Origin of the sequence: Aquirufa echingensis, assembly GCF_042714525.1 — a bacterium.
GTDB classification, from domain to species: Bacteria; Bacteroidota; Bacteroidia; order Cytophagales; family Spirosomataceae; genus Aquirufa; species Aquirufa echingensis.
The window spans coordinates 262,567-282,318 of the sequence record NZ_JBBKYA010000002.1 but is presented as its reverse complement, the minus strand read 5'-3'; the positions used below and the strand labels follow the sequence as shown (position 1 = coordinate 282,318).

The 19,752-nt window shown below is 42.4% G+C and carries 20 protein-coding genes; 7 read left to right on the top strand and 13 right to left on the bottom strand.

Annotated elements, in window-relative coordinates:
- The first annotated feature begins 44 nt into the window (after positions 1-44).
- A complete protein-coding gene (locus SKC38_RS03885) occupies positions 45-767 on the top strand; it encodes a head GIN domain-containing protein (RefSeq protein ID WP_377975268.1) in 723 nt (240 codons plus the stop codon).
- Here the strand turns inward: SKC38_RS03885 and SKC38_RS03880 are convergent.
- On the bottom strand, positions 764-1,372 hold the full coding sequence (locus SKC38_RS03880; protein WP_377975266.1) for a DUF1684 domain-containing protein: 609 nt from the start codon (positions 1,370-1,372) through the stop codon (positions 764-766). The genes SKC38_RS03885 and SKC38_RS03880 overlap by 4 nt on opposite strands.
- A gap of 46 nt (positions 1,373-1,418) precedes the next feature.
- On the opposite strand from SKC38_RS03880, the gene SKC38_RS03875 reads away from it, so the two are divergent.
- Positions 1,419-2,009: a riboflavin synthase gene (locus SKC38_RS03875; protein ID WP_377975264.1), complete on the top strand. Its 591-nt coding sequence runs from the start codon at positions 1,419-1,421 to the stop codon at positions 2,007-2,009.
- Here SKC38_RS03875 and argH read toward each other — a convergent pair.
- The 5 genes from argH to SKC38_RS03850 form a co-directional block, all read right to left on the bottom strand.
- The gene (argH, locus tag SKC38_RS03870; protein WP_377975262.1) at positions 1,998-3,338 is read right to left on the bottom strand and encodes an argininosuccinate lyase; all 1,341 of its coding nucleotides are present in this window, start codon (positions 3,336-3,338) and stop codon (positions 1,998-2,000) included. The genes SKC38_RS03875 and argH overlap by 12 nt on opposite strands.
- 7 nt (positions 3,339-3,345) lie before the next feature.
- Positions 3,346-4,410 carry a M20/M25/M40 family metallo-hydrolase gene (locus SKC38_RS03865; RefSeq protein WP_377975260.1) on the bottom strand — a complete coding sequence of 355 codons (1,065 nt, stop codon included), beginning with the start codon at positions 4,408-4,410 and terminating at the stop codon, positions 3,346-3,348.
- Position 4,411: 1 nt separating this feature from the next.
- Positions 4,412-5,191 carry an acetylglutamate kinase gene (gene argB / locus SKC38_RS03860; RefSeq protein WP_377975259.1) on the bottom strand — a complete coding sequence of 260 codons (780 nt, stop codon included), beginning with the start codon at positions 5,189-5,191 and terminating at the stop codon, positions 4,412-4,414.
- On the bottom strand, positions 5,191-6,165 hold the full coding sequence (locus tag SKC38_RS03855) for an N-acetylornithine carbamoyltransferase (RefSeq protein WP_377975257.1): 975 nt from the start codon (positions 6,163-6,165) through the stop codon (positions 5,191-5,193). The genes argB and SKC38_RS03855 overlap by 1 nt, the downstream gene beginning before the upstream one ends.
- A gap of 73 nt (positions 6,166-6,238) precedes the next feature.
- Positions 6,239-6,787 (bottom strand): GNAT family N-acetyltransferase, encoded by a 549-nt coding sequence (locus SKC38_RS03850; RefSeq protein WP_377975255.1) that lies wholly within the window; start codon positions 6,785-6,787, stop codon positions 6,239-6,241.
- Positions 6,788-6,886: 99 nt separating this feature from the next.
- On the opposite strand from SKC38_RS03850, the gene SKC38_RS03845 reads away from it, so the two are divergent.
- Positions 6,887-9,490: a TonB-dependent receptor domain-containing protein gene (locus tag SKC38_RS03845; protein ID WP_377975253.1), complete on the top strand. Its 2,604-nt coding sequence runs from the start codon at positions 6,887-6,889 to the stop codon at positions 9,488-9,490.
- 53 nt (positions 9,491-9,543) lie between these two features.
- On the opposite strand, the gene SKC38_RS03840 is transcribed toward SKC38_RS03845, so the two are convergent.
- Entirely contained in the window at positions 9,544-10,518 is a 975-nt protein-coding gene (locus tag SKC38_RS03840; protein ID WP_377975251.1) for a polyprenyl synthetase family protein, read from the bottom strand.
- Between the two features lie 100 nt (positions 10,519-10,618).
- Between SKC38_RS03840 and SKC38_RS03835 the strand changes: the two genes are divergently transcribed.
- Entirely contained in the window at positions 10,619-11,548 is a 930-nt protein-coding gene (locus tag SKC38_RS03835; protein WP_377975249.1) for a patatin-like phospholipase family protein, read from the top strand.
- Between the two features lie 28 nt (positions 11,549-11,576).
- On the opposite strand, the gene frr is transcribed toward SKC38_RS03835, so the two are convergent.
- Genes frr through SKC38_RS03820 form a run of 3 tightly spaced genes read right to left on the bottom strand, consistent with a single transcriptional unit; the run spans position 11,577 to position 13,605 of the window.
- Complete coding sequence (gene frr / locus SKC38_RS03830) at positions 11,577-12,137, bottom strand: ribosome recycling factor (protein ID WP_377975247.1); 561 nt, start codon at positions 12,135-12,137, stop codon at positions 11,577-11,579.
- 6 nt (positions 12,138-12,143) lie between these two features.
- Positions 12,144-12,854, bottom strand: coding sequence for a UMP kinase (gene pyrH / locus SKC38_RS03825; RefSeq protein WP_377975245.1), 711 nt, complete (start codon positions 12,852-12,854; stop codon positions 12,144-12,146).
- Between the two features lie 52 nt (positions 12,855-12,906).
- Positions 12,907-13,605, bottom strand: a complete 699-nt coding sequence (locus SKC38_RS03820; protein WP_377975243.1) for a fatty acid desaturase — start codon at positions 13,603-13,605, stop codon at positions 12,907-12,909.
- Between the two features lie 39 nt (positions 13,606-13,644).
- Here SKC38_RS03820 and SKC38_RS03815 point away from each other — a divergent pair, with 39 nt between their 5' ends.
- The gene (locus SKC38_RS03815; protein ID WP_377975241.1) at positions 13,645-15,387 is read left to right on the top strand and encodes a family 43 glycosylhydrolase; all 1,743 of its coding nucleotides are present in this window, start codon (positions 13,645-13,647) and stop codon (positions 15,385-15,387) included.
- On the opposite strand, the gene SKC38_RS03810 is transcribed toward SKC38_RS03815, so the two are convergent.
- From SKC38_RS03810 to dusB, 3 genes are all read right to left on the bottom strand, one after another.
- Positions 15,374-16,642 (bottom strand): DUF2851 family protein, encoded by a 1,269-nt coding sequence (locus SKC38_RS03810; RefSeq protein ID WP_377975239.1) that lies wholly within the window; start codon positions 16,640-16,642, stop codon positions 15,374-15,376. The genes SKC38_RS03815 and SKC38_RS03810 overlap by 14 nt on opposite strands.
- A gap of 77 nt (positions 16,643-16,719) precedes the next feature.
- The gene (locus SKC38_RS03805; protein ID WP_377975237.1) at positions 16,720-17,601 is read right to left on the bottom strand and encodes a DMT family transporter; all 882 of its coding nucleotides are present in this window, start codon (positions 17,599-17,601) and stop codon (positions 16,720-16,722) included.
- On the bottom strand, positions 17,588-18,571 hold the full coding sequence (gene dusB / locus SKC38_RS03800) for a tRNA dihydrouridine synthase DusB (RefSeq protein ID WP_377975235.1): 984 nt from the start codon (positions 18,569-18,571) through the stop codon (positions 17,588-17,590). The genes SKC38_RS03805 and dusB overlap by 14 nt, the downstream gene beginning before the upstream one ends.
- 33 nt (positions 18,572-18,604) lie before the next feature.
- Here dusB and SKC38_RS03795 point away from each other — a divergent pair, with 33 nt between their 5' ends.
- On the top strand, positions 18,605-19,555 hold the full coding sequence (locus tag SKC38_RS03795) for a CPBP family intramembrane glutamic endopeptidase (RefSeq protein ID WP_377975233.1): 951 nt from the start codon (positions 18,605-18,607) through the stop codon (positions 19,553-19,555).
- Positions 19,556-19,750: a putative signal transducing protein gene (locus SKC38_RS03790; RefSeq protein WP_377975231.1), complete on the top strand. Its 195-nt coding sequence runs from the start codon at positions 19,556-19,558 to the stop codon at positions 19,748-19,750.
- The last annotated feature ends 2 nt before the right edge of the window (positions 19,751-19,752 follow it).

Genomic DNA, 19,752 nt, shown 5'->3' with positions numbered 1-19,752 from the left:
TGTTGGGCATTGCATCTTGTTCCCATTATCTTATAATCAACCTTATGAAAAATATCGTACGTTCCATTATTTGTCTATTCGTTTTGGGTATTTCATTGCAAGCTCTTGCATTCGCACCCGAAAGTCAAACTAAAAAAATCCGAGTTGGGAATTTTCAAAGCCTTGAAATTGGACACGATTTTGATGTTCAAATCATCAAAGGAAATGTTTGCAGCATTACGGCATCCGGTCGTGCGGATGATTTGGAAAAATTAGATGTACAGGTGGAAGGGAATATCTTGAAATTCGATATTGATGCATCTTGGTCTTGGATGGGATATAATAAAAACCATAAAAAAATTAAGTTGTTGATAACATTGCCACGAATTAAATCGGCTGAATTCTCAGGCGCAAGTCATGTGAATTTGCGCGGATTTAACGATGAGGAGCAAATGAATATCACAGTTAGCGGCGCATCGCATTTTGATGGAGAATCCGTTCAAGCAGATAAATTAGTGCTCGAATTATCGGGTGCCTCACACGCCAAAATAAGCGGTCGAATTGCCAAACTGGATGTAGAACTTTCTGGTGCGAGTCACTTGAATGCGGATGCATTATTGGCGCGTGATGCTGATATCGAGGCGAGTGGAGCAAGTCATGCACAAGTAAATATTCAGAAGTCTTTACAAGTGGAGGCTTCTGGTGCTTCGAAAATTGAATATAAAGGAAATCCGATGAATCTCTCAAAGGATGTGAGTGGTGCTTCTACGGTTCGCCGCGCGGATTAAGGATTTTTTTCTCCAGCAGGAATTCGAATATTTAGCTGATTTTCCTTGGGTGGTATGGGACAAGCAAAGGTCTTGTTATACGCACAATAGGGGAAAAAGGCTTCGTTGAAGTCAATGGTTAATTGATTGTCTTTTAATTTAGTTAGGGGTAACTCCAAATATCGACCGCCTCCATAGGTTTCTGTGGGGGCGGTTTTGTCTTTAAATGGGATGAAAAAATCCCCAGAATCATGTTGGTAAACAATCAGGTCGACGTGCATACCTGCCAAATCTGCATGAGCTTTACCAAATACCAATAAGGAATCAACAGAGCCATCTGTCATCTGCAGGCTGATGCGCGTCACCTTTGCACTTCGTGTAATCTCGAATGGAATTATCCAGGTTGCATCATATGGATAATAAGTCAAACCTTTGAAATTTGTCTTGTCTGGTATTGGAGACTCATCCCCTGTTTTGAATTGCACATCTTTGGCCGCGCGTTTTTCTGCGATTTGTAGGGAATCTGCGGATGATTTTGAGGGTACTTGGGATTGCTTAGGAAGGCTGAAGTAGATCAGTCCGCCAACAATCACAAGTAGAATCAGAATCCAACGATTGAATTTCATAGGAATGGGTGTAAATTTGAGTTCGTAAAAATATAAAATTAATCACATGTTTACAGGTATTGTGGAATCAATGGGCGTTTTGGAAAGCAAACAAGCGCATGGAACGAATGTTGATTTTTGGTTTTCTTCAAACTTTACAGATGAATTGAAAATTGATCAGTCACTAGCCCATAACGGAGTTTGCTTAACAGTCGTTGAAATTAAATCCCCGCAATACCGCGTCACAGCGATTCAAGAGACTCTGCAAAAGACGAATTTAGGCGATTTGGCTGTTGGTCAAAAAGTCAATCTCGAGCGTTGCATGCCTGCCAACGGACGCTTTGATGGGCATATTGTACAAGGGCACGTGGATTTAACAGGCGTTTGTACTTCCATTGTAACGCATGACGGTTCTTGGGAATACCATTTCCAATATCCTGCCGGACATGTTACTGTGGAGAAAGGTTCAATCTGTGTAAATGGGACGAGTTTGACCGTGGTGGAATCGGGATTGGATACCTTTTCGGTTGCGATTATTCCCTATACCTATGAACACACAATTTTTCACCAAATGAAGGTGGGTGATCGCGTGAATTTAGAATTTGATATCTTAGGTAAGTATATGCAGAAATTATTGGCGCGCCAATTAGCTCAATAAATCGTCGATGGCGTCTTCCACTTTTTCAAAACCAAAGCGGCTCCAAACGGTATCTTTTTGGGCTTGAATTTCGCTTAATCCTAAATTGCCGATACTACCTAAATGTGAGTGATTGATTTCGCGTGAGCTTCCGTTAAATTCACCCGCTTCAATCATTTTGCCCACTTGCACATAGGCTTCCCGGAAAGGCATGCCCCCAACGACTAATTTATTCACCTCTTCTACAGAGAATAATAAATCATATTTAGCATCTTTCAAGAGATCAGCTTTCACCTTCATGTGAGAAACCATGTAGTGCGTGATTTCCAGACAATCTTTGATTTCGTCGATGGCAGGCATCAAAAGCTCCTTGGTCAGCTGGAATTCCCGGTGATAACCCGAAGGCAAGTTGCTCATGAGCAATTGCATTTGGTTAGGAACCGCCTTTAATTTATTCGATTTGCCACGTAATAATTCGGCTACATCCGGATTCTTTTTATGCGGCATGATCGAACTGCCGGTTGTTAAGGCGCTCGGTAATTCGATGAAGCCAAAGTTTTGTGAATTGTATAAACAAACATCCATGGCCAAGCGACTCAAGGTCGTTGCGATTTGACTGATGGCGTTTAATACATAAAATTCAGTTTTTCCACGGGACATTTGGGCGTTCACAACGTTCACGTGCGGCGCTTCGAAGCCCAATAAAATTGTTGTTAATTTACGGTCCAAAGGAAAAGAAGAACCATAGCCAGCTCCTGAACCTAAGGGGTTTTTATTGGCCAAACGAAAGGCAGCTTCCAATAATTCCGCATCTTCCACCAAGCATTCCGCATAAGCGCCGAACCATAATCCAAAAGATGATGGCATGGCAATTTGCAAATGCGTATAACCTGGCAATAAATCGTTTTTATGTGCTTCGCTTTTGGTTAATAATAGATCAAATAAATCCTCTACCGCATCCGCGATTTCCATGATTTCAGCGCGCATGAATAGTTTCAAATCCACCAAAACTTGGTCATTCCGAGAACGTCCCGCATGGATTTTTTTACCTAAATCACCGAGTTTCTTCGTTAGCAAATATTCAATTTGGGAATGAACATCTTCCATACCTTCTTCGATGACAAAAGTCCCGTCTTCGATGGTATCCAAGATGTTTTTCAACTCGACACAAAGTGGCTCTAATTCCTCGGAAGGCAAAAGGCCCACATGCTCAAGCATCGTAATGTGCGCGAGGGATCCCATGACGTCGTAGCGCGCCAATTGCAAATCATATACAGGGTCGTTCCCAATCGTGAATTGCTCAATGATTGCGTCTGTTACTTGATTTTCTTTTTGCCAAAGTTTTGCCACGATCGTATTAGATTAATTGTGATAATATATTCTGATAGGTTTGGATTCCCTGTTTCAGTTCTTCTAAATAAATAAATTCATCCGCCGTATGACTTCTTCCAGAATGTCCTGGGCCAATCTTAACCGATGGGAAATGCATTAATGCTTGATCCGAAAGGGTAGGTGAACCAAAGGTTGTAATTCCCAATGACGCCGCCGCTGCTAACACCGGATGTCCATCCGGAATTTTACTCGATTGCAAGCGAATGCTGCGCGGTTTCAATTCAGCTTGAACCAAGCTTTTTAATGTTTCGAGCACTTGTTCCAGCGTGTAACATTCATTGACCCGACAATCTATTGTATAGTGACATAGGTCAGGAACGACATTATGTTGTTTTCCCGCATTAATTACCGTAACGGTGCATTTCACTGGTCCTAAAACGGGTGAAATTTCTGGAAACTCAAAGGACTTGATTTTATTGATGTCATCCAAAGCTAAGTATATCGCATTGACTCCTTCATTACGCGCTGAATGTCCTGCAATTCCCTTCACTTCTGCATCCACCACCATTAATCCTTTTTCTGCTATTGCTAATTGGCAATCCGTCGGCTCCCCCACAATCGCCCAAGCAATTTCAGGGAATTCCGATGATTTTAAAACAGATTCAATACCACCAGTACCTGAAATTTCTTCTTCGGATGTGGCGGCTAACACTAAATTGAAAGGTAAGCTTTGCTCGTAAAAAGCACAAAATGTCGTTATCAGAGCAACTAAGCTAGCTCCCGCATCATTCACTCCTAAGCCAATCATTTTACCATCTTCGATGGTCGCCGCAAAGGGTTCATAGGTCCAAGAGGCATTCGCTTTCACCGTATCGTGGTGTGAGTTTAGTAAGATGCTTGGCTTGCTGGCATCAAACAGTTTGTTGGTCGCCCAAACATTATTTCCAAGCGTATGATACGCAATATTTCTAGCAGCCAAAAAATCCTGAATGATGGCAGCGGTTCCTTGCTCTTCCCGACTCAACGACGGGCATGCTACTAGTTGGGCAAGTAGGTTTTGAGCATCCAGAAATTGTTGGTCCGTATACATCTTATGCCTGAATCCTAGTGCCTTTATCAGGCTGTGAAACAAAATCTGGATGGCAGAGCCGAACGGCTTGAACTCCCTTTGAAATTGCCTTTAATGCATTTTCAAGTTTAGGGATCATGCCCGCTGACACGATGCCATCTGCTTTTAATTGAGCAAAATTCGCGGGATTAATCTGTGAAATCACCGAATTGTCATCGTTGGGATCCATCAAAACCCCTTGCTTTTCAAAACAGTATGTTAATGTCGTTTCAAAATATTCACTCAAGGCAATCGCTAATGCTTGTGCCATCGTATCAGCATTGGTGTTAAGGAGTTGGCCTGTGACATCCGCCGTAATCGGCGCGAAAACGGGACTAAATCCCGCAGTAATTAAACCGGCTAAATCCTTTGCCTTGACGTGTTCGATGTCGCCCACAAAGCCATAGTCAAAGGGCTCAGAGTTTCTTTTTTTCGACACAACAAAAGCGCCATCTGGTCCCGTTAATCCAATCGAATTGCATTTCAAAGCTTGCAAGGATGCCACAATTGACTTATTGATCCATCCTGCATAAACCATGGTCACGATGCGTAGGCTTTCGGCATCCGTTACCCGCCGACCGTCAATCATTTGACTTACAATCCCTAAATCAGCTGCCATGGATGTAGCGATTTTTCCACCCCCATGCACAAGTAATTTGGGTCCTTGAATCGCTGCAAAGTTGGCTAAAAAGGAAGCCAAAGCCTCCGGAGCATCGATGATGTTCCCGCCAATTTTGACAATATGTAAGGCTTGCTTCGTCATTAGAATAAGTATGGACTTTCTACCCGCATTTGGGTTAATAATATTTCTTTTAATACCGTTTGTGCCGCCCAAACCCGGTTGCCTGCTTGTTGGATTACAATCGAATGATCCGAATCGAGCACGGCATCATCCACAACTACATTCCGACGAACCGGAAGGCAATGCATGAATTTGGCATTATTCGTAAATTTCATTTTTTCCATGCTCACGGTCCAAGCGGGATCAGAGGAAATAATTTTTCCATAATCCTCATAGGAAGACCAGTTTTTGGCATAGATAAAATCAGCCCCCTCAAAGGCTTCTTTCGGATCGTAGCATATCTTCGCATTTCCTGAAAACTCAGGAGCTAATTCATATCCTTTTGGATGCGCGATGGTGAAATCTACATCTGCTTGGTTCATCCATTCTGCAAATGAATTCGGTACACATTGAGGCAAAGCCTTCACGTGTGGCGCCCAAGTCAAAACTACTTTTGGGCGTTTAACGGTTTTATATTCTGTAATGGTAATTAAGTCGGTTAGGGATTGTAAAGGATGACGCGTAGCTGATTCCAAGCTCACAATGGGTTTTCCGGTAAACTTCATGAATTGCTTCAATACCAATTCCGAATAATCGTATTCCCGGTCTACCAGCCCAGGAAAGCTTCTAACGCCAACAATATCGCAATATTGGCCAATGACCGCTGCTGCTTCTGATACGTGTTCAGCCTTATCACCATTCATGATGACTCCTTCATTCATTTCCAATTGCCAGGAATCCGCACCCACATTCATGACCATTACATCCATTCCTAAGTTTTGTGCCGCTTTTTGCGTCGATAATCGCGTACGTAAACTGGAATTAAAGAACAACAACCCCATGGTTTTATTCTTTCCCAAATGCTTGTCGGCATAGGGCATCTTTTTCATCAACAAAGCTTCATTGACAAGTTTATCGATGTTGTACGCGTCTTTAACGGAAGTAAAATGCTGCATAAAAGTGGTGGTCCAAAGACCTTAGGATATTGGCAATTTGGTAAAATTACCATTTTTACGAGATAAATGAAATTTATCGATGGCGTTCCCAGGTGAAAACTTCCATCGGGATTTCAAGCTCCAGTGTTTTTTCGCCCGTTTTCTGGAAATTATTTTTCATCAAAACGCGTTGGGATGCGATGTTTTCAATCGGAGTTTCCGCTCTCAAAATTTGCATATCCTTGTCTTCAAACACCCATTTCGATAATGCTTCAACAGCTTCGGAAGCAATGCCCTGTCCTTCGAATTTTTGATCAATAGCGTAGCCAATTTCGGTTGTTCCGTCATTGTCGGGCAATCCAGCTAAGCCAATTCCCCCTACAGAGCAGGACGCATCCTTGAGAATAATTTCCCAATTTGTGTACCAATAATAGTCTAATGGGAATTTCGCGGTTTGTGGAATCCAAAAGTCGCTTAATGCTTGAAGCATTTCTTGTTCATAAAACAATCCCATTTCCCAGGGGTTATGTTTTATCTCGAGTGATTTCGCAAGTTCTTCTCGCCCAAATTGCTTCCAAATTCGCAATTGATTATGCGTCAGTGGAATCAGGGTTAATCGGGGAGTTTGAACTTGAATCTTCATATTGGGCAACAAATTATCCATTTTGGTCGCAAAATAAAAGACCTTTAGTATTTATAAAGCAATTTTGCATCCGTTAAATACGATTTTAAACAACAAACAATGAAACAAATTATTACGCTATTCGCACTGATGAGCCTTTCGTTTTCAGCTGTGTCACAGATTCCGGGTGGAATGGGTGGTTTCGGTGCGGCGCCTAAGAAAGAAGCAGTCATTCCAGGAACAGCTCAAGCTGCACCTAAAGGTTCTGCTAAAATCATCGGATATATCTTGGACTCTACGGATACAAAGCCCGTTGAGTTTGCCTCAGTTGCGTTAATTAACAAAGCTACAAATCGCCCTGTCGACGGCGCATCTGCTGATCAAGTAGGTAAATTCGTGTTGAATAAAGTTGCTCAAGGCGATTATAAATTGGTGATTTCATTCATCGGTTATGAAAGCAAGACTTTGTTTGTATCAATCAATGCAAAGAATGATGACCATGATTTAGGTGTTATCAAATTGCCTTCGAGTACGAAGATGTTGGCAGAAGTAACTGTTGAAGGCCAACGTGCTATGATTGAAGAGCGCGTGGACCGTACGGTTTACAATGCGGAAAAAGATGCAACCAATAAAGGTGGGGATGCAACGGATGTTTTGAAAAAAGTACCGATGTTATCCGTGGATTTAGATGGTAATCCATCATTGCGTGGATCTTCTAACGTGAAGGTGTTGATCAACAACAAGCCTTCTACGATTATGGCATCCAGCATTGCAGATGCCTTGAAGCAAATTCCAGCAGATATGATTAAGACCGTTGAGGTGATTACATCGCCATCAGCGAAATATGATGCAGAGGGTTCAGCGGGGATCATCAACATTGTTACGAAGAAAAATACTTTACAAGGTTTGACCTTGAATTTTGATACTAGTGCAGGTGTTCGTGGATCTAACTTAGCCTTGAATGGTAACTTCCGTAATAAGAACTGGGGACTTTCCTTGGGAGGCTTTGGTCGGACGGAATACAACGTCAATGGAAAGTTTGAAAGTACACAAATTACATCGAATAACGGTGTGCAAACGACCAATTTGCAGTCGGCAGAAACGCGCCGCGAAGGAATTTTTGGTAATTATCAGTTGGGATTTGATTGGGATATCAACAAATATAACTCGGTTACGTCCAACGTGCGTTTTGGTTTAAGAAACGGTAACAACTGGCAAGATGGTTTGAAGCAAATTCGTAATGGAGCATTAACGAGTTTGCGTAATACAAATTCCTTAGATGAATCTGCGAATGTGGACATCAACGTGGATTACACGAAAACATTTGAAAAAGCTCAGAAAGAATTCTCGGTTCTATCGATGTATAGTCGGAACAATCGTACAAATGATTTCTACAACTTGATTATGAATACGAAATCGACGATGAGTGAAATCATGAGTTCGATTAAAAATGCGAATGATGCTTTCAATGAAGAGGCGACGATTCAAATGGATTATCAAACGCCGATCAACAAGATGTCGATGGTTGAGTTTGGTGCGAAAGCTATCACACGTAATGTGACATCTGATTATAAATCATACACAGCTGGAGCAGATGGTATTTATTCACAAGTGAATTTAGCAACCTTGCCAAGTAACGTATTTGATTATAACCAGAACATTTGGAGTACTTATGGATCATATACTTTAACCACTAAAAACAAGTGGAGCATCAAGGCGGGTGCGCGTTATGAGCATACGGATATCTCGGCAAGTTTCTTGAAAAAAGAAGGTCAAAATACGGTCATTCCTCCTTACGGAGTGTTAGTGCCTAGTTTCAATATGTCGAAGACATTTAAATCAGGAACTTGGAGATTCAGTTACAATCGTCGTATTCAACGTCCAGGTATCGAGAACTTGAATCCAAATGTGAATGCGTCAAATCCGTTGAACATCTCGACAGGTAATCCAAATTTGGCACCTGAATACACGAATAACTTTGAGGTTTCTTACAGCAAGTTTGTGAAGCAAACGTATATTTCAACGGCCATTTTCATGCGTAATACGACGGGTGCAATCAATCGTATTCGCGAGGTGCGAGGGGATACAGTTAAGACGACATCTCAGAACATTGGTAATGAAGATGCTTATGGGATGAACATTAACTTAAATGTGAATGTGTCTAATAAATTGATGCTTGGTGGTGGCGGTGATTTGGCTTATATGGTTTTGGCCAACAACGTTGCGGATCCATTGCTTTCAGCTAAGAACCAAGGCTTACAATCAAACTTCAGAATTTTTGGTAATTATAACTTTGGTAACGGCTGGGGTGCGCAAGTATTCTCTTTCTATCGTGTTAACCAAGTTCAATTGCAAGGTTCACAAGGTGGATTTGGTATGTATAGTTTGAGTTTCAAAAAGGATTTCAAAAACAAAAAAGGAAGTATTGGTTTTGGTGCTGAGAACTTCTTAACGCCAAATGGCTTCGTGATTCGCAACGAAACAAAGACTGCGTCGATCAATCAGATATCTGAAAATACGATGCGCAACATGAACTTTAAAATCAATTTGTCGTATCGAATAGGTAAAATGAGTTTCGGTCCGACGAAGAAAAAGAAATCGGTTAATAACGATGATACCAAAGGTGGTGAAGGCGATGCAGCTCCGGCAGCTCCTCAACAACCAATGGGTATGCCAGGCATGCGCATGGGTGGTGGAGGCGGAGGCTTCGGTGGCCCAAGATAAACTGGGGATTTCTAGTTCAAAATAAAAAAGGAAGCTGTAAAGGCTTCCTTTTTTTATTTATTGCGTTCGATTGTGTAATTGAGTAGATTTCCTAGCGACGTTCTGTATGTAGAATCTGGGAACTGTAAGAGTATCTCACGGGCTTCTTGTGCAAATTCCTGCATTCGTTGTGTTGCATAAGCAATTCCTCCGGTTGATTTAACAAAGTCGATGACTTCCTTCACTTTAACCGGATTGTCTGAATCATTCTTGATGGTTTTAATCATCTGTTTCCGAAGCGATCGCGTTGTGTTTTGAAGCGCATAGATCAATGGTAAGGTCATTTTCTTCTCCTTGATATCAATCCCTAGCGGTTTTCCAATCTCGGCATCGCCATAATCAAACAAGTCATCTTTGATCTGAAAAGCAATACCCACCTTTTCCCCGAATTGATGCGCCATGTCAACATATTTTTCGTCGGCATCAGTCGATTGCACACCCACTGCGCAGCATGCTGCAATTAGCGTGGCTGTTTTCTTACGGATAATATCAAAATAGACATCTTCAGTGATATCTAATTTGCGTGCTTTTTCAATTTGAAGTAATTCCCCTTCGGCCATTTCACGAACGGCAGTGGATACTGAAGTTAATAAATCAAAATCCTTGTGGTCGACAGAAAGCAGAAGTCCTTTGGATAATAGGTAATCGCCTACGAGTACGGCAATTTTATTTTTCCAAACGGCATTGATGGAGAAAAATCCCCGACGGTAATCCGATTCATCTACGACGTCATCATGGACTAAGGTTGCCGTGTGAAGCAATTCGATGAGCGCTGCTCCGCGGTATGTTTTTTCGGTAATTTCGCCTACGCATCCCGCTGTTAGAAAAACGAACATGGGGCGCATTTGCTTGCCCTTGCGTTGGACGATGTAATTCATGATTGTGTCCAGCAGCATGACTTTCGTCTTCATGAACTGCCTGAATTTCCCTTCAAATGCCTTCATGGGTTCCTCGATGGGCGCCTGAATGGATGAAAGCGAAATGGACATAGAAATTAGTTTGAGTGCTTGTTTGGCACGTTTGGAAATTGTGTAAATTTAATCACATTTTGGGATAAATTAGTCCTGAGAATTAAATAATGCGAAATTTATGAGTAACATGTTGGTCTTAGCTGGAGGTTCCGTAAAAGGAGCATTTCAGGCGGGTGTCATCAAAGCATTGGCAGAAAATGGTTTTCAGCCGGATGTTATTTATGGTATTTCTGCGGGCAGTTTAAATGCTGCTTTTTTAGTTAATTCCTTAGGCCAACAGCAATTAGCGGGTCAGGCTATTTCCTTCAAGCAAGCTGCGGATGATTTATGGGATTTTTGGGAAACGCGGATTACACGTCCCGACTGCCTATCGAAGCCCTTGTCGATTTTTGAATTGGGATGGACTGCATTAACGAAAAAATTCAAGGGCTTGGTTTCTACGCAGCCTTTGCGAGACCTTATGTACGAGGTTATTTCGGATCGTAATCTACACGCAAGTCCAGTGGGTTTAAAAATAGGAGCGGTGAATATTATGGAGGGACGTATACATTATGTAGATCCGAGCACCCCAGAATTCATGGAATATTTAATGGCTTCTTCTGCTGTACCTATTTTGATGCCAGTCGTAAAGATTAACGGCGAAGATCGCAGGAGCTACTTGGATGGAGGATTGCGGGATGTTACGCCGATTCGTCGGGCATTAGACGACGGCGGGAAAAACATCATCTGTATTAGTTGTCATCCAGAAGCCATTGAGGGGGGCTATTTCGATTCGGGTGATTTACTTGCCTTGGTTGATCGCGTAATGGACATTGCTGTCAATGAAATTCTTAATGCAGATCTTCGTGAAACCATTTTGATCAATGATTCATTACCTGCGGATGGTTCAGTAGTTCAGGAGGGCCCATATCAAGGCTATCAACGCGTTAAGATTGAGTCAATTCGTCCTGAGCAGCCTATTACGATTGATATTCAGCATTTTACCAAATTGGATATCCGACGCATGTTGGAGGTTGGCTATGAAGTTGGCCGCATAAAAAAAGCCTGATGTTTCCACCAGGCTTTTAGAAGGGTGATTAGACCACCATGATATCTTTTTCTTTTTCGACAAATATCTGATCGATTTTGGAAACGAAACCGTCCGTAATTTTTTGGATTTTATCCTCGGCAGCTTTAATCGCATCTTCCGATACACCATCGCCTTTTAATTTCTTGATGCTGTTGTTTCCGTCTTGACGGGCATTGCGAATATTGATTTTCGAAACTTCAATTTCTTGCTTTACACGTTTTACTAAATCACGGCGACGCTCTTCCGTCAACGGTGGAATCGCCAAACGAATCATTTCCCCGTCGTTCATGGGATTTAATCCCAAGTTTGAATTACGAATCGCTTTTTCAATCTCACCGAAAATTCCTTTTTCGAATGGTTTGATGGCAATCGTACGCGCATCGGGTGTGGTGATGGATGCAGCACCTGAAATCGGTGTCGCCATGCCATAATAGTCAATCATTAAACCGTCCAACATTGACGTACTTGCTTTACCAGCACGAATCTTTGATAATTCAATATTTAAGTGTTTAATGGCGCCCTCCATGGTTTCTTGGGTCGCATCAATATAAAATTCAATTTCTTCCATTGGGTATTAGCTAATTAATGTTCCTACATCTTCTCCCGAAACTAAGTCGGCCAAATTGCCTTCTTTGTTCATATCAAAAACGATAATCGGTAAATTATTTTCTTGGCATAAGGTAAATGCCGTTGTATCCATGATTTTTAAGCCTTTTTGAATCGCATCTGAAAAGCTCAATTGGGTAAAGCGTGTTGCCGTTGGATCTTTTTCCGGATCTGCCGTATAAACACCATCCACACGTGTTCCTTTTAATACCACATCTGCTTCTACTTCAATCGCCCGCAACGAGGCAGTTGAGTCTGTTGTGAAATAGGGGTTACCCGTTCCTGCACCAAAGATGACAATACGTCCTTTTTCGAGGTGACGAATGGCTCTCCGACGAATAAAAGGTTCGCAAACCGCTTCCACTTTTAAAGCCGTCATCATGCGCGTGTACAATCCTTGTTTTTCTAGTGCTGCTTGAACCGCCATGCCGTTGATAACCGTGGCAAGCATTCCCATGTAATCACCTTGCACGCGGTCGATGCCTGCTTTTGCTGCACTCGCACCTCGGAAAATATTTCCTCCGCCGATTACAATAGCAACCTCAACACCTAAATCATGTACTTTTTTGATTTCGGCAGCATATTGGCCTAAAATGACAGGGTCAATTACCTCGTCTTTGGTCGATAATGCCTCACCTGAAAGTTTTAAAAGGATACGTTTGTATTTGGTTTCTTTCATGTGTTGTTGAGATTTATGCGGTGCAAATTTAGAAAATAAATTGGCTTCTTGTTTACCTTGAGGGCTTATAATCTTTGGCTTCAGGCAATTTCCACCAAGCTAAATAGGGATGTGCATGATGCTCATAATGATAACCAAAAAAGTAACAGGAAATAAAGGCCCAGATGTGATTGCGCTTTTGACTTCTTGATTGCGTTTTGTTTTCAGGTGCATGCTCCCCACGGTGTGGTAAATAGGTGCCGAAAAAGAATAATTGGAGTGTACTTAAAATCGCAGGTACTTCCCAATAAACAATCAGGTTTTCCATGGGTAACCAAAGTTTCAACACATTATATGCAATCGCCATGGCTAAAATTTGTTGCCAGGTGACATATTGCCACATGAATTTAAACCACCAAATGAAAAAGTTTCCCTGGTGCACATCCGGGTCTTGTTCGGTGTTGACATAATCATGGTGCCAATGATGCTTCTTGCGCAATACTGCGTAATTATTGAAGGCAAAAAGCGTCGCACAAACCCAACCAATCGCGTGATTCAATTTCGGATAATCGGGGGAAACTACCCCATGTATTGCATCATGTGAAGTAATAAATAAGCCGGTATATAAATGTGTTTGAATCAATACATGCACATAAGTCCAGGGCGATTGAAAATCCATGGGATGCAAGAGCATATAGGTCAAATGTGCCGACCAAAGCGTCAGGAGGGCAAATGCCCAAAATAATCCCGTAAAATTGTTTACTTTGTTCACCTGTTTTTGACTGATGGTCAAAATTAATACTAATTAACTATGAAAAATGTTTTCGTCGTGATATTCCTTTGCGGAATTTCATTTATGTCGTTGGGCCAAAAAACCTATTGCAATCCCATGAATTTGGATTATGGTTTTACCCCCATTCCTAATTTTTCTGAGCAAGGTAGGCATAGAGCGACGGCAGATCCCGTGATCTCCTTTTTTAAAAATCAATATTACCTGTTTTCGACCAATCAATGGGGCTATTGGGTGAGTAATGACCTAGTCGATTGGAAGTTTATTCCTCGTAAATTTTTACAGCCTTATCACAAAGTGTATGATGAACTTTGTGCGCCTGCAACTTTGACGCTAGGGGATAGCCTTTTGGTCATCGGTTCTACCTATGAAAAGAATTTTACTTTGTGGTATAGTCAGCATCCGCAAACAGATAACTGGAAGGAAGCGGTTCATGCCTTTACGGCTGGGGCATGGGATCCTGCCTTTTTTGAGGATGATGATAAACGAGTTTATTTATATCATGGGTCAAGCAATACTTTTCCGATGTACGGCCAAGAAATCGATCGAAAAACCTTACAGCCGATAGGCGAGCGGCATGAATTAATTCGTTTGCATGATGATATTCATGGCTGGGAGCGCTTTGGCGAATACCAAGATAATACCTTTCTCAAGCCATTCATGGAAGGGGCGTGGATGAATAAATACAAGGGGAAATATTACTTGCAATATGGAGCTCCTGGGACGGAATTTTCTTCTTATGGGGATGGGGTTTATACCTCGGACAAGCCATTTGGACCATTTACTTATCAGGCACACAATCCATTTTCATTTAAGCCGGGCGGATTTACCCGCGGTGCAGGCCATGGGGCAACTTTTGAAGGTCAATACGGGAATTGGTGGCATGTTTCCACGATTACCATTGCCGTGAAAAATAGTTTTGAACGTCGGTTGGGTTTGTGGCCCACCGCTTTTGATGCCGATGGTATTTTGTACACGAACACGGCTTATGGAGATTATCCGCATCGGATGCCAACGGCCCGAGTGGAAAATCCACGCGATTTATTCACCGGATGGATGTTGTTGAATTACAATAAACCTGTCCGTGTGTCATCGAGTCTTCCAGGTTACGGTGCTAATTATGCGGTAGACGAACAAATGAAGACATATTGGTCGGCGAAATCTGCCAAAGCCGGCGAATTTATCGAATCCGATTTAGGAGAGGTTTCAACGGTTCGTGCGATTCAAGTAAATTATGCAGATCAGGATGTCGATTCATCCTTTCTAGGTAAGATTCCAGGTATCTATCATCAATATGTCATTGAGTCTAGTTTGGATGGAAAACGCTGGTCGGTTGCCGTAGATAAGTCAGCAAATAAAACGGATGTTCCGCACGACTATGTGGAGTTAGCCAAACCCATCGAAGCTCGGTTCATTCGGTTGACGAATAAACACATGGCTGCGGGGAAATTTGCAATTAGCGGTTTGCGTGTTTTTGGTTTAGGGCATGGGGAAAAACCTGGCGTAGTGAAGGGTTTAATTGTTTTGCGAGGGGATCATGACAAACGAAGTGCTTGGTTGAAATGGGGACATATCAGTAATGCCACAGGTTATGTGGTTTATTCGGGTATTTCGCCAGATAAATTATATACTTCTGTGCAGGTATTTGGGTCGAATGAATATTATTTCAAATCCATGGATAAAGACCGAACCTATTATTTTCAAATCGAGGCTTTCAATGAAAATGGCATAGGTGTTCGTGGACCGGTTATTAAGTCGGAGTAAGAATCGCCTGCCCCACGGTGCATTGTAAGCATTTTTTCTTTTCACAGTAATGGCGATACCAGTGAATGCAGGCTTGTGATTCGCGTGCGGTTTTGATGGGAAGTCCGAGGGAGCTGAAATAGCGCGTTATTTGATTGTTTTCGCCATGTAGTTCTGCCAACCAGCGCCAAGCCTTTTGCTCGTATTGCGGCTGATTTCGTTCGCGGCTGTAACAAATTAACATGGGAATGAGCGTATTAATGCAAATGGATTGAACGGCGCTAGCTCCCAAACGCGTATGATGCGGCGCACTTTTTTTGCCAAATTGGACATGGTTGCCCCAATACCCTTCTAATGGGATTTCAAAAAGTTGTTGGATCGTTTTCAATTCCTGCATTTCGAGCAACAGCGAAATTAGGGCACAATTTGCTCGAATAATTTCTGCGAATTGCGCCAAACGAATCTGCGGAAAATTGGCCGGTCGGAGCCTTAGCATTTTCCAATCCGATTTTTGCAAGTGGCTTTCGGGCCAAGCATGTTTTTTCTTTAGATGGATGTATTCGCGTCTGAGTTCGAATTGGTATTCATCTTGAATGGGTTCTTCCAGTAATCCGGCAATTCCAAACAGCGCTGCTTCAATCCCAACATGTCGATCGCGGTAGAGCAAGATGAGTTTCAAAGGCAAGCTTCTTGCCAGTCGGAGCATGGGTTCAGCGTTGAGCGAAAATCCAAAACTTTTGGCTAACGAAATGTAAAAGGCCTCCTCCCAATCGCCTTTATTTTCAATCAAAATTTTACGCATGTCATTGTATTTCCCATGCATGCGCGCTTGAATCATTTGGCTAATCATGTCCGTTTTGATATCCAATGAAACCGATTCGAAAATTGCATGACATGCCAAAGGATGTTGACTTGCGGGGCTGATTTCGACTTCATCTTTTTTTACCCATTTTGAAAGACAAAGTGTGGGGATTGGCTTCCCCGCTTCATATTGGATGATCTGATTATCTTCCCAAACGACATGCAAAATGACATTTTCGTAGCTTTTGTCTGCATCGTGTCGGTGCAGAAGCCAGTCGGAGGACTTGACATGTAATTCCACCGCACCGATCCATTCGAGTTCATTGATGCGGATGCGCGCATGCTGGAAATCCGCTCCCGCATGGCTGTTCTCAATTCCCGGAGAAATGATTTGAATAGATTCCCCCGATGTGAGTTGGGGATTTTGCTGGAGGCGTCGATTCTTCCAAATAACGGCCATGTTGAGTTCATTCATCTTGTTTCGGTTCGATGAATGAAGGTAAGGAGCTCAGCTATAAGTAATTTGGTAAAACGACGAAGCGCTACAAATTATCAAGCTTTTGATTTATTGACCAAATAAATGCCGGCTAATAAAACGAACATGAAAAGGACTTGAGAGAAGTAGATTGCCTCACCATCCACGAATCCCCAACCCAAAGCTACGATCGGAATCATGTAAGTAACGGAACTCGCTACGATCGCACTTGTCCACTTGATTATTTGGTTGAAGGCCAGCATTCCGATCGCTGAGCCAAAAAGCCCTAATGCTATCGCTGAGATAAATGCCCAAAGATGTTCGTTGTCCAAGGGGATTTCGAAAAAGCCTGTGGAATACAAAAGGCCGAGTGCCAATGGCCCAATCATCATGAAAATACCTGCCGTGGAAGTTAAGGGATGTAGATCGCTTAGTTTCGTTTTGACAATATGCATGTTAATGCCATAGAGAAAGGTTGCTAAAACCACCCATAAGGCGTGAACATTGAAGTCGATGTTGAAACCTTGGCCTGCAAAAAGTAGACCTAGGCAGCCAAGAAGCCCAACGAGAATCCCTGTCATTTGTTTCCAAAGAAAAGGTTGTGCAAAAAACAGGATGCCAATGATTAAGGTAAATAAAGGAGTAAAGGCATTTAGCATTCCGGATAATGCACTAGAAAGGTGTTGGCCTGCAATCGCAAATAAGATCGCGGGAATTAGATTTCCAGTTAGTCCTGCTGACAGAAAAGAAAGGCTGTGCTTGCGCTCCATGTATTTGAAGCGTTTGAGAAATATTGGTAAAAAGAATAAGCTAGCAGAGCAGATGCGTAGTGCCCCAACTTGCAATGCGGAGTAATGCGCTAGGCTTTTTTTAACTAAGATGAATGAACTTCCCCAAATGAGTGCGAGTCCTAAGATGGCAAGGAAAATGATGATACTCGGTTTTTTATTCTCCTGCATAATGGATGGCAATTTCGTTTAAGGTTTCTTTGATTTCTTCGAGTGAAAAACTCGTTACGAGCTTCATGCGGTAGGGTTTGAAATGATCCATGCCGCGGAAGTAATTGGAATAATGGCGACGCATTTCAACGATACCACCGTGGTTCCCTTTCCAACGGATTGAAAAGTCTAGGTGAGATTCACAAACGGCAATTCGCTCTGCAATCGTAGGTGGTGCTTGAATATTTCCTGTTGCCAAATAATGTTTGATCTCGTTGAAAATCCATGGATATCCGATGGATGCCCGACCAATCATAATTCCATCAACACCGTATTTATCGCGGTATTCCAACGCTTTTTGTGGCGAATCAATGTCGCCATTACCAAAAATTGGAATTTTAATACGCGGGTTTTCTTTGACTTTGGAGATTAAACGCCAGTCGGCCTCGCCCTTATACATCTGCACGCGCGTCCGACCGTGAATGGTCAAACCTTGAATACCAATATCCTGGAGGCGTTCCGCGACATCCTCAATATTTTTTGTGGAATCGTCCCAACCTAATCGGGTTTTTACGGTCACAGGCAGATGCGTTGCTTTGACAACGGCTTCTGTCATGGCCACCATTTTAGGGATATCTTGCAATAAAGCTGCACCGGCACCCCGACAAGCTACTTGTTTGACTGGGCAACCGTAATTGATGTCAATTAAATCGGGGCCAGCTTTTGTTGCGATTTCGGTACAAGAAGCCATTGTTTCGATGGAACTGCCGAAAAGCTGGATGCCAATCGGTCGTTCGTATTCGAAAATATCGAGTTTTTGTACGCTTTTCGCCGCATCACGAATTAAGCCTTCGGAAGAGATAAATTCGGTATACATCAAGTCGGCACCATTCGCTTTGCAAACTGCACGAAAGGGTGGATCAGACACGTCCTCCATGGGTGCTAATAACAAAGGGAAGTCCCCTAATTCGATGTTTCCTATTTTTACCATTCTGATTAAAAATTGCGTAAATTTACGAGCATTATGGAAGAAAACTATTATCAGGGGCCAACTCGTTGGTTGGGTCTAAGTTCAAACCTCCTAAGTCTATTGGGATTTTTCTTGGTTGGCAGCTTTTTAGGTCAGTTTTTTGGTTTGTTGGCCGTCGTAGCATTGATGGAATTCCCGACACAAAATATTGAGGCCTTTCAAACCCAAATCTTGGATTTTATTGCACATCCCCAAAAATACGAAGGGGCCTTTCATGCGATGATGGCATTGCAGTGGTTTTCGGCACTATTCACCTTTGTTCTAGGGGCTTGGGCTTATTTAAGGTTCATTGAAAAGCGTTCGATTATTGATTTGAATCGTGCGGAGGCGCCTGGTTTTCAGGTGTTTTCTTGGGCTATATTGACGGTGTTGGTTGGGATGCCTGCCATGGAATATTTGATCGAATGGAATGAGCATATTCAACTGCCAGCAGGTTATGAGGCTTTAGAAAAAGCGATGCAATCCTCTGAGAAAAGCATGGCGGAGTTGACTAAATTTTTGTTGAATTTTCATTCGGATATGGATTTTGCATTAGCCGTTATGGTGATTGCTGGTATGGCAGCTTTGGGAGAAGAGATTTTCTTTAGAGGGGTGTTGCAAAGCATGTTTGAGCGCTACATTGGGAATAAACATGTCGCGATTTGGCTTGCTGCAGCGATATTTAGTTTTATTCATTTTCAATTTTATGGATTTTTCCCAAGAATGTTTTTAGGAGCATTTTTCGGTTATTTATATGTTTGGTTCCGGAGTATTTGGGTACCTATTGCAGCGCACTTTTTTAATAATGGCTGGACGTTGTTGATGCATTACTTATACCAACAAAAAAACATAGCCATTGATCCGATGGACATGGTTAAGGAGATACCCTGGTGGTCTGCGGTCTTGTCTGTGGTTTTAGTTGGCTTTTATATTCGTAGATTGCATACCTTTCGGACTGAATCTTAAATGGAAGGTTGGAAATTAATTGGACAATCGCGGACTGGCATAGATTTGGAGATGCAGAAGGCATTGTTGTGGGAGCGGGCTGAGATTCGTGCGGTGGTGATGAATAAGAAATTAAGTGCTTACGACTTGGGAAATTGGGAACTCTATGTGCACCAAGACGATGAGGAGGAGGCGCTCAACATATTAAAAGCTTAATT